Here is a 12525-nt window from a genome sequence, read left to right on the forward strand (position 1 = left end):
TTGCTGAGAGAAGTTAAAACTCATTTGTGTCATCTATTCAACGATATATTCAATTCACTGCAATAAAGTCTCATTTGAACTGTGATTTTTCATTCTATGTGGTATAATGCTGTTGGTGGCTAAGCCATTAAAAGGGCAAGACCAATTCTGAGCTGTAGTAGTGTCAAACGCTACAGCTTTTAATATTATTATTTTAGAAAATATCGGGGTGCTAATCGGACGACGCACCACTATCACTGCAACTAGATGTATCACTATAACTAGACACACTGTCCGAGCAATTGTCTGTATTTGAATCTTCAATGGATACGAATGAATTTGTTGAACTATAATCTATATGACTACTTGCATGGTTGGAATGACTTCCTATTGAACGATCATGATTAGAGAATTCCTTTTTTATTAAGCTAATGACACCTACCAAAATAATGAATCCGATAAATACAATAAAGAAACCCATTCTTCTCTCCCCCTTTCAGATACTATTTCAATTTTATCATCAAGCGACAAATAAAGTAGAGGATGCTACTTACTTTCCTAATGGCGAACGTCCTTACAATTCGTTCACTACAACATTGAACCCTAACGTTTCAGCTTCTTGACGGTCAAAGCCTTCATCTAAATGCATACACCAATATTTTGAACGTACATTAGGTCTCACTAACTCACTCAATTTTCGTAAGGACAAGTGCACATTGCCCTCATAATCAGCTTTACAAGTATCAACATAAACATAATCGTATGCCATTGGATTTAGTAAAGATGATTTTAGGCTATTTGTATCTCCAGTATAATAGAAAAGTTTGTCATCTATAGATAATTCAATTGAATAAGAAGGTATTTCTTTAACATGACTAGATTTTTCGAAAAGCACTTTACAGAAATGAAGTGAGTACGGTGTATCCGATTGACATTTTTTTATTAAACATTGCACGCCTGGAATAATGCCATTAATGGCCAACAATTCTTCAATTTTTACATCATAAACGGAATAAACACATACATTAGATTTTGCCATTTCACCATGACAATAATAACTATAAAAAATAAAATCAGCAAGGCTTCCTACATGGTCCGCATGAGTATGAGTGATTAATACATAGATGTGCTCAATACCTTCCAGTAAATTATGTTCCTTAATGCGATGAAAAATATTGCTACCACAATCAATTAACAACATTTGATTTCCTATTTTATAATAAGCTGAAGTATTGCCTAATTTTGTATTAAATGCACTACCCGAGCCGATAAATTTCAACATAAAAAAGCCTCTCTTCCATATTTACTTTATTTCACAATTAAAGGATAGGTTCTCAATGCTACCCCTTTTCCGTCTAAGAACTCTCTACTTTTGGTATTCTCCTAATACGTTCTTTGTTAGTTGAGTCCTCTCAATAATTTAATATTATTCATGTACCATTGTTAATTTACATCAGATCGGAGGATATTTCATACCTTCTTCCATCGTCTAGTACAATTAAATCAATCTCTTTAGTTTTGCGTGATAAAAATATTCGTATACATAGACGGTTCATTTTTAAATGTCACTGCTATATCATATCCTCTATATTTATAATTTTTGTTTACTTCTTCAATTTTAATATTACTTTGATCTACACCTTGAGCAGCCTAATTTTTCAAAAACAAATAAAATCAATATGTATTTTCCTTCCTACGCCCCATTCTTTTTTTCGAATGTTTTTATTAGGAAAATTTATATACTTATCCCTTTCGAATGGATCATCACCAAAACGTGTGGTTGATTTCCGTTCCGACTGGGCGCTTTGTAGCTGACGCTTCGCTTTCGCTACAGAAAACATTTGTTGCTGCCGCTTCGCTTTCGCACAGAGCAAAGCTTCCTGGGGGCGTCCGATGAGCCGCTTTTGGTGTTGCTGTCGCTTCGCTTTCGCACAGTCAAAACATTTGTAGCTGACGCTTCGCTTTCGCTACAGAAAACATTTGGTGCTGCCGCTACGTTAACACTACGCTTTCGCACAGAAAACATCCGCTACGCTGCAGGGTCTCGGGCCAACACGATGTTGGTCACGAAGGCGTTATCACAGGATGTGATGCTTTTAGCCTTCGTTCCTCTATCGCTGATCCCCGAGGAGTCGCCCAGTCTCCACTCCAATCAACTATTTACATATAGAAGTTTTAACAAAAGTCATCCGCAACTTTTGGTGATGAACCTTTCGAATTATTCATTTGATAATATTGGAATAAAAACAAAAAAATGAAGGGATTGATGTTATGAAAGCTATTATTTTTGACTTCGATGGAACTTTAGCAAACACATTACCAATTTGTTATTACGCCTTTCAGAATGTCTTCAAAGAATTTGACAATAAAGACCTTTCTTCTGAAGAAATAAAAGCAATGTTCGGTCCTTCAGAAACAGGAATTATTAGAGAAAATCTAATTAATTCAAATAAAGAGCAAGCTATTGAATTGTATTATCAAAAGTATTTAGAGAACCATTCTTACTTGGTTAACCATAATGTGGAAATTGATAAAATGATCAAACATTTAAAAGACTATGGTATTAAATTAGGCATTGTTACCGGAAAAGCAAGAAGAAGTTTAGACATTTCATTAAAAGCTCTTCAAATGGATCACCTTTTTGATGTCATAGTAACTGGCGATGATGTTATTCAGCCAAAACCTCATCCAGAAGGAATAATCAAGGCTTTATCATTATTGAGTGTACGAAATAATGAGGCTATGTATGTTGGAGATAGTGATGCTGATATACAAGCAGGAATTGAAGCAAATGTATATACCGTAGGAGTTCAGTGGTTGCAGGATTATCAAACTTTTGAATTTAAAATAGAGCCTCATTCTTTTTTTAGCAGCGTTAAACATTTTGTTGATTTTCTTAATATAGGTAGTCGTCATGAGTTATAAATGGTTAGAATGGGCGAAGAAGATACAAGCAATATCCCAGGCAGGATTAACTTTTTCAAAAGACGTTTACGATATTGAACGCTATGAAGAATTAAGAATTTTAAGTGCCCAGATAATGCTAGAATACACTGGATTAGAAATGCAAAAAATCATGGATTTATTTACGAATGAAACGGGTTATCAAACACCCAAAATAGATGTTCGAGGAGCAGTATTTACTAATAATAAAATACTACTGGTAAGAGAAAAAATTGATGATAGATGGTCTTTGCCAGGTGGTTTCTGCGATATAGGTTTGTCGCCTAGCGAAAACATTGTCAAAGAAATTAAAGAGGAAGCAGGATACGATGTAGTTCCTACGAAATTACTTGCTTTATTGGATATGAATAAGCACCCTCATCCACCTCAACCATATCATTATTATAAATTGTTTATTCAATGTGAGATTATTGGTGGGCAAGCAAGTAATGGTTTGGAAACAAAAGGAGTACACTTTTATCATGAAGATAATTTACCAAACCTTTCTTTAGGGAGAAATACAGAAAGTCAAATCAAAACGCTTTTCGAATTCTTAAGAAATCCTCATAAAAATACGATTTTTGATTAATCTAAAGTTAATAATATGAAAAAGTCCAATTTCTTAATTTTAATGTTGAGAAAAGATACTATATCTTTAACACTTTATTTTTATTGAGAGAATTAGGCTATCAAATCGAAGAGGCAGTAATTTCGAAGTATGTGCCTGCTAAAGCAGATGTTGAAGCTATTCATGAATCAAAAAGGAAAATGCAGTGGAAAAACGTGAGCAGTATAAAGATGAAACACTTCAAGCTTGAGGGGTTATAAAGGTTACCTTTAGCGGGTTGGCAATCAATGTTTATTAATTAGAGTTTGTAGCAAACCACACGCCATTTGGGTGTTACCCTGGACATATATTGATAATCAATAGTAAACTAATCTCTATTATCAAGTGAACTTTTACAGTCTTGTTCACTATGTTTTGTCTCACCCTCAAATATTTCAGAAATGCCATTTGAAAGTCTATCTTTTTCACAAAATTGCTGAACTCGTTTTCCTTTTTTAGTTATTCCATAATAATAAGTTGTATTAGGTTCATCTTTAAAGATAACCATATAATGTCCGTGATAATAATCTTTATTTATTAAGTGCTTTGGCTCAACATAATGTGATTCTTCAATTTTTTCTTCTGTATATCCCTTCTCTTCCAAATATTCTGGAACATACTTATTAGCGACGTATTTTGTATATGGATTACCGTTGTTTAGAACATAAATAAAACCAATTGGCAGAGCAAAGACAATAACAGCAATTAGGGTACTAGTTATAATTAATATCTTTTTTTTATTCATCTTACAACACCCCTCAATATTGTTTCTTCCTTCTCTTTAATAACAGAATATTCATTTTTTACGCACAAGTACTAGATTAATGTGTGATAGGCTTTGTTTCGCTTATTGAACACCCTATTATTCCGAGTAAAATTGAAGCTACAAACCATTTGCTCAATTTATCCATTAAAGCATCTCTAATAGTGTAATTTTACACCATTCAAACATTTAGTCAATCGGTAATTATAATTCTATCTACATTTTAACGGTCTATGGGGGTTGGTAGTGGAGCAGAAGAGTCATTTACATAGGTAGGTTGGTGTTACAAAGCCATGCTAGATTGGCTACAGAACGGTTGAGAAAGCACAACAAAATGACTTGTGTGAGTGATTAGACATATTGCATACAAGCCCCGTAGATTTAAACTTTAGAATTTGGAATTATGTAATATTAGGAATGTGAGATACTGAATCGAATACGTTGTTCAGGTGTCATAAACTGTGCAACAAACTCTAAATCAAGTTGACTAAGTTTAGCAATATGCTCTTGTTCTCTCTTTTTTCTTAAACTTACTTTCACGATAAAGCGAGTGTCATTCAGAAACACTTTATTTTACAACATAATTCTCCTCTTTATGAACCCGAAATATCGCCATAATACCCCACCTTTTGTATTATAAGTACTTTGAGTCATTCATTAACTTATATCTGATTTGACACAAAAGAAGGGACAAATATTTAGAGTCTATTATTCCTCGGCATCATTACGTGGCATCCGCCAGAGGCTTTAACTTCTTGCTTAATAAGGCAAAAAAACAGGACATGCTACAATAGCACGTCCTGTTTTTCCCTTTTTATGGTCTTTTTCAACGTTTTATTTATATAACTCTTTATAAATAACTACTTTTAGGGCCGTTATTTCTTCATCTGTTAATTTACCTTCCATTTCTTGAATGACCTGTTCTTTCGTCATTGAACCATTTTGTACTTTTACTCTTATATTATTAAGCTCCGAAATCCCAACTTTTTGAATAATTACTTTTGTAGCCTCTTCTTTTGTTGTAAACGGCAATTTGCTGCTGTCTGCAGTTTTAGCCTCTTCCATAAATGATTTTAGTTGAGGGTCACGTTCAATCGTATTTTTAATTTCATCCATTTGTCCGCTTTGCTCTAATTCTGTTGAAATAGTATCAACAACCTTATCGGATGCATACTTCATACCATAATGATAAACCCCATAACCAATAACACCAATGAAAATTACAATGATCAGAAGGAATTTAATAAATCTCATACTCTCACACTCCTTAATTCTAAACATAATAATACTATATAGTGTGGAAAGATGAGAAATGATAACCTAATAAAAACTTTCACAATATTATCCTTTTTTTACATATCCAACAAACAAACACAAAGAGCATGAAAAGGATTAATTAAGTTTGACACGCCATTGAGCTCAATCCTGACAAGCAAATTAACCTTCTACTATTTCTTTAAATTCTTTTCCCTTTTGGACGTATGTGTCGATTGATAACTGGATTAACTCGATGTCTTTATCTTGTAGCTGACGTACGACTTTCCCTGGTGAACCAACGACTAATGAACGAGGTGGGATTTTTGAGCCTTGTGTAATAAGTGTGTTTGCCCCAATAATGCATTCTTCCCCAATTTCAGCATGATCTAAAATAACAGAACCCATACCAACAATCGAGCGGCGACCAATTTTACAACCATGTAAAACAACTTGATGACCTACTGTTACTTCATCTTCTACAATAACTGGAGCCCCTTCATATAAATGAATGGTTGAATTATCTTGGATACTACAACGTTTTCCGATGGTAATACGATCTTCATCTCCGCGTAGTACAGCGTTAAACCAAATAGACGATTGTTCACCAACCGTAACATCTCCAATAATATACGTGCCTGGCGCCTGAAATACTGATTCATGAACATTTGGCTTCTTTAAAGCGTATGTAATCTCCATAAAAATCACCCTTTCAATCATCGGAATATTTTGCTAAAATTTAGTATAACATATTTTAAACGGAGGTGCTATATTTGAATCAATTATGTTCTGTATTAGCAATAAAATACCCTATTATCCAAGGGGGAATGGGTAATATCAGTAGTCCTAAACTCGTGGCAGCTGTATCGAATGCAGGTGGCTTAGGGACAATCGGCTGTGGAACAATGACACCGACCGAAGTTGAAGAACGCATAGTTGCAACGAAGCAACTAACGCAAAAACCATTTGCCCTCAATGTGCCAATCAATGTTAATCCTTATACAAAGGAATTATTGCAATTAGCTATTACACATAAAGTACCGGTCGTTTCTTTATCGGCAGGTAATCCAACTTTATATATAGAGAAATTGCATACACATCATATTCGAGTTATCGCTGTTGTAGCCTCTGTTAAACATGCTATTAAGGCCGAGCGAGGCGGAGCAGACGTGATTGTTGCTGAGGGTTATGAAGCTGCTGGAATTAACTCCGATTTAGAATTGACAACCTTTACGCTAATCCCTCAAGTAGTCGATGCGGTTTCTGTACCTGTTGTAGCAGCAGGTGGTGTTGGTGATGGTCGCGGATTAGCAGCTGCGTTAATGCTTGGAGCGGCTGGTGTTCAGATGGGAACTCGCTTTATTGCTACACAGGAAATGCCGGTACATCAGACTTATAAACAAAGACTAATTGATGCAACTGATGTGGAAACGGTCATTCTAGGACGTTCGGTTGGACAAGTTCGCCGTGTGTTATGTTCCCCTTTCACCTTTTCGCTTCTCGCTGATGAAGCAAGAGGTATAACACTTGCTGACTATCAAGAACGTACTTCCGAAACCTATCATATAAAAGGTGCTATGGAAGGAAATGAACAAGGCGGTTTTATGAATAGCGGTCAAATCGCAGGGATTATTCAAGACTTACCGACCGTTATGACTCTTATCGAGACTATGATGGATGATGCTCGGCAATGTTTAAATCGGACATTATTGAATACATTCCAAGACTCAGTTAGGGGTGTTCAATTATGACAACTATGATCGACTTAAAGCGAGTGATTGATGGAGAAATTGAACCACCAGCATGTGATAAAACATTAGGTATTCATGTAAAAACGGCTATTGCCGGTAAAGCCGTTTGCACTTGGAACATCGATGAACGCTTTTTAAATGGGCATCAAGTCGTCATGGGAGGATTTATCACTTCTGCAGCAGATATTACGATGGCCTATTCGATGGCTTCAATATTAGAAAGTAATCAAGGGTTTGCATCGATCAATTTGCAAACAGCATTTTTACGACCACTTCACACCGGAACGGCTACGGTTGAATCAACAATTGTCAAGCAAGGCCGAAAAACATGCTATGTGGAAGCATCCGTTTCTCAAAATGGACAATATGCTGCCAAAATAACATCTTCTATCATGATCCTCTAAATGAATACGTTCTCGTAGTGTTGAAAAAAATAGTCGGGAAAATATTTGTAAAGATTGTCGCGCTTTCATAAGAGTGATTTCCGCCCCAGGCTTTTCGCTTTACTATGGGCTTATATCAAAAGTGAACACTATGAGTTGCCGAAGTTTCTTTATTTCACTATAAATTAGAGGAACATGCCTGAAGATTCATGCGAAAGATCAGTGGTTGATTGGAGTGAAGGCTTGGCGACTCCTTTGGGATCAACAATAGGGAACGAAGGCTAAAATCATCACGTCCTGTGATTACGCCTTCGTGACCAACATCGTGTTGGCCCGAAACCCTGCGGCGAAGAGGCTCATCAGACGCCCCTAAGAGGCTTTGCTCCGTGCGAAAGCAAAGCGGCAGCAACAATGTTTTCTGTGCGAAAGCGCAGTGTGACGAAGCGACAGCTACAAATGTTTTTTCTGTGCGAAAGCGAAGCGGCAGCAACAAAGCGCCCAGCCGGAACGGAAAATCAACTCCTCGTTTGCTGAAAAAACTATATTTTAACATAGAAAAAGCTTATCCATAAATATGGACAAGCTCTTTTTTCATTCTTAATTATCTGCATGGAATATTTCTTCAAAGAAACGGCATGATGGGCCTTCCAATAAATTATAATATTCTTGGAATAATAGTGCAGCATGATTTCCACTCCACATAGGCGGTAATAATTCTTGTGGCAGTCCTGGATCGATAAATAAAAATTTACGGTATTCATGAACAAGATTTGTACGCTCTACAAAACACTCAGCATCCGACATTTCTTGTCTAGAGATTGCACTTTGATGAATAATATATTGCTTACTATATTGATCCATAAACTGCTCATAACGCGCCTCAATCTCAGCCAACGACCAGCTTTTTTCGATTAGTGCTTCATGATCATGAGGGCCAATGTATTCAGCTGTAAAAAAGTCTACATGATTCGCAATATCATATTTTTGAATGAGGAGTTTAACTTCTTCTTCTAAATTATTCGGGGATATCCAACAACCATTCGAAAAGGACCCAAATCCACTCCATAAGAGCTCTTTACGTAATTCATCTCGAATTTGTCGCTTATCTTCTGGAATAGAGTACATTAATAGTCTCCATTTCCCATCCCACTGAGTCGGTTTTAACTTGAAAATACGATTTGCCGCCTCTTGCATTCGTATTTCACCGCGTTTTGTTAAAAAATAAAAACTACGATTCCCCCGTTTTTCTGATTGCAGCCATCCTTGTTTAACCATTCTAGATACAGATACGCGTACATTTTGCTCTGTGTGACCGAATTCTTTTAATAAACGAATCAAACTACCGATCCAAATTTTTGAACCGTAACGCATAATATAATCGCCATAGAGCGTAAAAATCATAGACTGTGTATTTGCACCCATTCTCTCCCTCTACTTTCTAACTCATTTTCCCTGAAATACAGGTTGCCGTTTCTCACTGAACGCCTGTAAAGCTTCGAGACGATCTTCTGTCGGAATGACTAACTCATATGCTTTTGATTCGATCGCAAGACCCGTTTGTAGATCGGTATTCATTCCTTGCGTAATAGCATATTTTGCTTGACGAACAGCGACAGGGCCATTTTGCATAATTCGCATTGCGAGTGATTCACATTCGTCCAACAACGCCTCCTGTGGCACTGCTTTTAAAATGATGCCTAGAGCTTCTGCCTCTGTAGCGGTAATTTTCGTGGCTGTTAAAATCATTTCTTTTGCCTTCATTTCACCGATTAATCGTGGTAATCGCTGCGTACCACCTGCACCAGGAATTATTGCCCAGCTTGTTTCAGTTAGTCCGAGTAGTGCCTCGTTAACTGCAATCGCAAAATCACATGCCAATAACCATTCAAATCCACCACCTAATGCATGCCCATTCACTGCTGCAATAGTTGGTTGTGGTAAATTTGCTATACTATTAAACACGTCTCGAATTGCTCGTACGTTTCGACGTACTTCTTGCGTTGTTAATGTTTTTCGCTCTTTTAAATCAGCCCCCGCACTAAATGCCTTTTCGCCAGCACCTGTAAAAATGACAGCGCGGACATCCTCATCTATATGTAATTCATCTACTACTTGTTGCAGTTGAGATAAAGTATCATAATTGAAACAATTTAACACCTCTGGGCGATTAATTGTTACATATGCAATATAATTTTCTATTCTAAATGAAATACTTTTCATTTGCAAACTCTCCTTTTCTATTCGATTGTTTCAAAAAAAACGGCACATCGATTGTGCCGTTTCATGTTGTTGAAAACTTTTATGTTAATATTAAAAAGTGTATTGATTAACCATTAATTCGAAGAGGCTGATTTCCGCTATGGGCTACTCGCTTTGTAGCTGCCGCTTTGCTTTCGCTACAGAAAACATTTGTTGCTGCCGCTTCGCTTTCGCACAGAAAACACCTGTTGTTGCATATTCGTTTAAATATTATGACATGCCAGAAAATACATGTTAGGTGATATGGGTGATTGGAGTGGAGGCTGGGCGACTCCTTGGGGATCAGCGTCACAGATGAGACCCTGGAGCGAGCACCGCGAGTGAAGCGGCTCATCGGACGCCCCTAGGAAGCTTTGCTCTGTGCGAAAGCGTAGTGCTAACGTAGCGGCAGCAACAAAGCGCCCAGCCGGAACGGAAATCACCCCCTTCGTGTCGCAAAAAATCATACTTTCATTTAATTGGACACTTTAATATCATTCAATATTTTCAATAATCGTCGCAATTCCTTGCCCGACACCAATACACATGGAAGCAAGGCCATATTGTACTTTTTGTTTTTTCATTTCGTAAAGCAATGTAGTCACTATTCGGGCACCGCTTGCACCTAGTGGATGACCAAATGCAATAGCGCCTCCGTTGACATTAACTTGTGCTGGATTCAGTTCAAGCTGCTTAATGGATTCTATTGCTTGAGAAGCAAACGCTTCATTTATTTCATATAAACCAATGTCATTTGTTGTTAGGCCTGCACGTTGTAATGCTTTTTTTGAAGAATAAATAGGACCTAAACCCATAACAGCAGGCTCTAAGCCTGTAACAGCACCTGTTATATATCGTGCTAATGGTGTTATACCTAACTCTTTTGCTTTTTCAGCACTCATTAATAATAATGCCGAGGCACCATCATTCACACCAGAAGCATTACCAGCTGTCACAGTCCCATTTTCAAAAATAGGTCTTAGTTTAGCAAGTGCTTCTAAGGATGTATCGGGGCGTGGATGTTCATCAGTATCCACGATAATTTCATGTCCTTTTCTATCTTTCACGTACACAGGCACGATTTCTTCAGCGAAACGCTTTGTGGCAAGCGCTTTTTTCGCACGTTGTTGGCTTTCAAATGCAAAAGCATCTTGTTCTTGGCGACTTATATTAAAACGTTTGGCTACGTTCTCAGCAGTTTGGGGCATTGTATCCACTCCATACATGCTTTGCAATTTTGGGTTCGTAAAACGCCAGCCGATCGTTGTATCAAACATCTTTTGATCGCCCCTCGGATAATCCACTTCCGGTTTCCCCATGACAAACGGTGCACGTGTCATACTTTCCGTACCACCGGCGATAAAAATATCGCCCTCACCACTCTTAATAGCTCGAGCTGCAAAATGTATAGCATCCATGCCTGAACCACAAAGGCGATTAATAGTAGTTCCCCCGACCTCTATTGGTAGCTCAGCAAGTAATGCAGCCATACGGGCGACGTTTCGATTATCTTCTCCCGCTTGATTGGCATTTCCGAAAATGACATCCTCGATTTGTTTGACTGGCACTTTTGGGTTTCGCTCTATAAGCGCCTTTATGACCGTCGCAGCTAAGTCATCCGGCCGAACAGTTTTTAATGCACCTTTATAACGACCAATTGGTGTACGAACAGCATCTACAATTACGACTTCTGTCATTTTTTCACCACCTCTTTTTGCTCGCTATAGTCATAAACCCCTTTTCCACTCTTTCGACCTAGACGTCCAGCTTGTACATATTGTTCGAGCAATGGTGCTGGGCGGTATTTTTCACCGAGCTTTTCATGTAAATATCGCAAATTATTCAAACGAACATCAAGACCGACTAAATCGACCAATTCGAACGGTCCCATCGGATAATTTAAGCCCAGCTTAACGGCTTTATCGATGTCTTCAGGACTACCTAAGCCTTCCTGTAACATATAAAATGCTTCATTCCCAACGAGTGCACTAATACGACTTGTAACAAAACCTGGGAATTCATTGACGACGACCGTTTGTTTGCCCATTTGTTCAGCAATTTTGCAAATGGTTTGGACTGTTTCATCACTAGTTTCTAAACCTCTAATAATCTCCACGAGTTCCATTTTGTGCACAGGATTAAAAAAGTGCATCGCAATCGTTTGTTCAGGTCGTTTTGCATAAGAAGCAATTTCTGTTGGGCTCATCGTTGAAGTATTTGTGGCAAATAAACAGTGCGGTGAAGCAAACTGTTCCATCTGCTCAAAGACAGCCCGTTTAATGTCCCTTTTTTCGGGTACGGCTTCAATGATTAAGTCTGCTTTATTTGCGACAGTAGCTAAATCTGTCACATAAGTCAGACGTAATGTTGCTTCTTGTACTTGTTGTGCTGTTAATTTTCCTCGTACAACAGATTTTTCGAAAATGGCTGTAATGTCATTTTGGGCATTTTGTAACGCCTGTTCGTTAATGTCTATAATAGCTGTTTCAAAGCCACTGATTGCGCTAACGTAGGCAATGCCACGACCCATAACCCCTGACCCGATGACAATAATTTTTTTCATGAAAGCAACCTCCTTATTGTGAAAACCACATACGACGAGTGAAG

The 12525-nt window shown here is 37.6% G+C and carries 13 protein-coding genes; 4 read left to right on the top strand and 9 right to left on the bottom strand.

Annotation, left to right across the window (positions count from 1 at the left end; genetic code table 11):
- Positions 1-211: 211 nt before the first annotated feature.
- Both ACIPKN_RS04405 and ACIPKN_RS04410 read right to left on the bottom strand, forming a co-directional pair.
- Positions 212-460 carry a hypothetical protein gene (locus tag ACIPKN_RS04405; protein WP_400933731.1) on the bottom strand — a complete coding sequence of 83 codons (249 nt, stop codon included), beginning with the start codon at positions 458-460 and terminating at the stop codon, positions 212-214.
- Between the two features lie 93 nt (positions 461-553).
- Complete coding sequence (locus ACIPKN_RS04410; protein ID WP_400933733.1) at positions 554-1261, bottom strand: MBL fold metallo-hydrolase; 708 nt, start codon at positions 1259-1261, stop codon at positions 554-556.
- 989 nt (positions 1262-2250) lie between these two features.
- Between ACIPKN_RS04410 and ACIPKN_RS04415 the strand changes: the two genes are divergently transcribed.
- Positions 2251-2904: an HAD family hydrolase gene (locus ACIPKN_RS04415; RefSeq protein WP_400933735.1), complete on the top strand. Its 654-nt coding sequence runs from the start codon at positions 2251-2253 to the stop codon at positions 2902-2904.
- Positions 2894-3511, top strand: a complete 618-nt coding sequence (locus ACIPKN_RS04420; RefSeq protein WP_400933737.1) for an NUDIX hydrolase — start codon at positions 2894-2896, stop codon at positions 3509-3511. The genes ACIPKN_RS04415 and ACIPKN_RS04420 overlap by 11 nt, the downstream gene beginning before the upstream one ends.
- Before the next feature lie 346 nt (positions 3512-3857).
- On the opposite strand, the gene ACIPKN_RS04425 is transcribed toward ACIPKN_RS04420, so the two are convergent.
- The 3 genes from ACIPKN_RS04425 to ACIPKN_RS04435 all read right to left on the bottom strand — a co-directional run bounded on the left by ACIPKN_RS04425 (position 3858) and on the right by ACIPKN_RS04435 (position 6245).
- Positions 3858-4274, bottom strand: coding sequence for a DUF3139 domain-containing protein (locus ACIPKN_RS04425; protein WP_323655467.1), 417 nt, complete (start codon positions 4272-4274; stop codon positions 3858-3860).
- Between the two features lie 852 nt (positions 4275-5126).
- Positions 5127-5546 carry a hypothetical protein gene (locus ACIPKN_RS04430; protein WP_132358317.1) on the bottom strand — a complete coding sequence of 140 codons (420 nt, stop codon included), beginning with the start codon at positions 5544-5546 and terminating at the stop codon, positions 5127-5129.
- A gap of 183 nt (positions 5547-5729) precedes the next feature.
- Positions 5730-6245, bottom strand: coding sequence for a gamma carbonic anhydrase family protein (locus ACIPKN_RS04435; protein WP_323655468.1), 516 nt, complete (start codon positions 6243-6245; stop codon positions 5730-5732).
- Positions 6246-6319: 74 nt separating this feature from the next.
- On the opposite strand from ACIPKN_RS04435, the gene ACIPKN_RS04440 reads away from it, so the two are divergent.
- Both ACIPKN_RS04440 and ACIPKN_RS04445 read left to right on the top strand, forming a co-directional pair.
- Complete coding sequence (locus tag ACIPKN_RS04440; protein ID WP_400933742.1) at positions 6320-7297, top strand: NAD(P)H-dependent flavin oxidoreductase; 978 nt, start codon at positions 6320-6322, stop codon at positions 7295-7297.
- Entirely contained in the window at positions 7294-7701 is a 408-nt protein-coding gene (locus ACIPKN_RS04445) for a PaaI family thioesterase (protein WP_400933745.1), read from the top strand. The genes ACIPKN_RS04440 and ACIPKN_RS04445 overlap by 4 nt, the downstream gene beginning before the upstream one ends.
- Positions 7702-8277: 576 nt before the next feature.
- Here ACIPKN_RS04445 and paaX read toward each other — a convergent pair.
- The 4 genes from paaX to ACIPKN_RS04465 form a co-directional block, all read right to left on the bottom strand.
- Positions 8278-9102, bottom strand: a complete 825-nt coding sequence (paaX, locus tag ACIPKN_RS04450) for a phenylacetic acid degradation operon negative regulatory protein PaaX (RefSeq protein WP_400933748.1) — start codon at positions 9100-9102, stop codon at positions 8278-8280.
- Between the two features lie 21 nt (positions 9103-9123).
- The gene (locus ACIPKN_RS04455) at positions 9124-9900 is read right to left on the bottom strand and encodes an enoyl-CoA hydratase-related protein (RefSeq protein WP_400933751.1); all 777 of its coding nucleotides are present in this window, start codon (positions 9898-9900) and stop codon (positions 9124-9126) included.
- A 512-nt stretch (positions 9901-10412) separates the two neighbouring features.
- Positions 10413-11615 carry an acetyl-CoA C-acyltransferase gene (locus ACIPKN_RS04460; RefSeq protein ID WP_400933754.1) on the bottom strand — a complete coding sequence of 401 codons (1203 nt, stop codon included), beginning with the start codon at positions 11613-11615 and terminating at the stop codon, positions 10413-10415.
- A complete protein-coding gene (locus ACIPKN_RS04465; RefSeq protein WP_400933757.1) occupies positions 11612-12481 on the bottom strand; it encodes a 3-hydroxyacyl-CoA dehydrogenase in 870 nt (289 codons plus the stop codon). The genes ACIPKN_RS04460 and ACIPKN_RS04465 overlap by 4 nt, the downstream gene beginning before the upstream one ends.
- Positions 12482-12525 lie beyond the last annotated feature (44 nt).

The sequence above is a fragment of the Lysinibacillus sp. NPDC086135 genome, from assembly GCF_044746345.1.
Lineage (GTDB): Bacteria > Bacillota > Bacilli > Bacillales_A > Planococcaceae > Lysinibacillus.

Coding starts and splice junctions, on each gene's coding strand:
- ACIPKN_RS04405 (WP_400933731.1), bottom strand. CDS start 460: ATGGGTTTCTTTATTGTATTTATCGGATTCATTATTTTGGTAGGTGTC.
- ACIPKN_RS04410 (WP_400933733.1), bottom strand. CDS start 1,261: ATGTTGAAATTTATCGGCTCGGGTAGTGCATTTAATACAAAATTAGGC.
- ACIPKN_RS04415 (WP_400933735.1), top strand. CDS start 2,251: ATGAAAGCTATTATTTTTGACTTCGATGGAACTTTAGCAAACACATTA.
- ACIPKN_RS04420 (WP_400933737.1), top strand. CDS start 2,894: ATGAGTTATAAATGGTTAGAATGGGCGAAGAAGATACAAGCAATATCC.
- ACIPKN_RS04425 (WP_323655467.1), bottom strand. CDS start 4,274: ATGAATAAAAAAAAGATATTAATTATAACTAGTACCCTAATTGCTGTT.
- ACIPKN_RS04430 (WP_132358317.1), bottom strand. CDS start 5,546: ATGAGATTTATTAAATTCCTTCTGATCATTGTAATTTTCATTGGTGTT.
- ACIPKN_RS04435 (WP_323655468.1), bottom strand. CDS start 6,245: ATGGAGATTACATACGCTTTAAAGAAGCCAAATGTTCATGAATCAGTA.
- ACIPKN_RS04445 (WP_400933745.1), top strand. CDS start 7,294: ATGACAACTATGATCGACTTAAAGCGAGTGATTGATGGAGAAATTGAA.
- paaX (WP_400933748.1), bottom strand. CDS start 9,102: ATGGGTGCAAATACACAGTCTATGATTTTTACGCTCTATGGCGATTAT.
- ACIPKN_RS04455 (WP_400933751.1), bottom strand. CDS start 9,900: ATGAAAAGTATTTCATTTAGAATAGAAAATTATATTGCATATGTAACA.
- ACIPKN_RS04460 (WP_400933754.1), bottom strand. CDS start 11,615: ATGACAGAAGTCGTAATTGTAGATGCTGTTCGTACACCAATTGGTCGT.
- ACIPKN_RS04465 (WP_400933757.1), bottom strand. CDS start 12,481: ATGAAAAAAATTATTGTCATCGGGTCAGGGGTTATGGGTCGTGGCATT.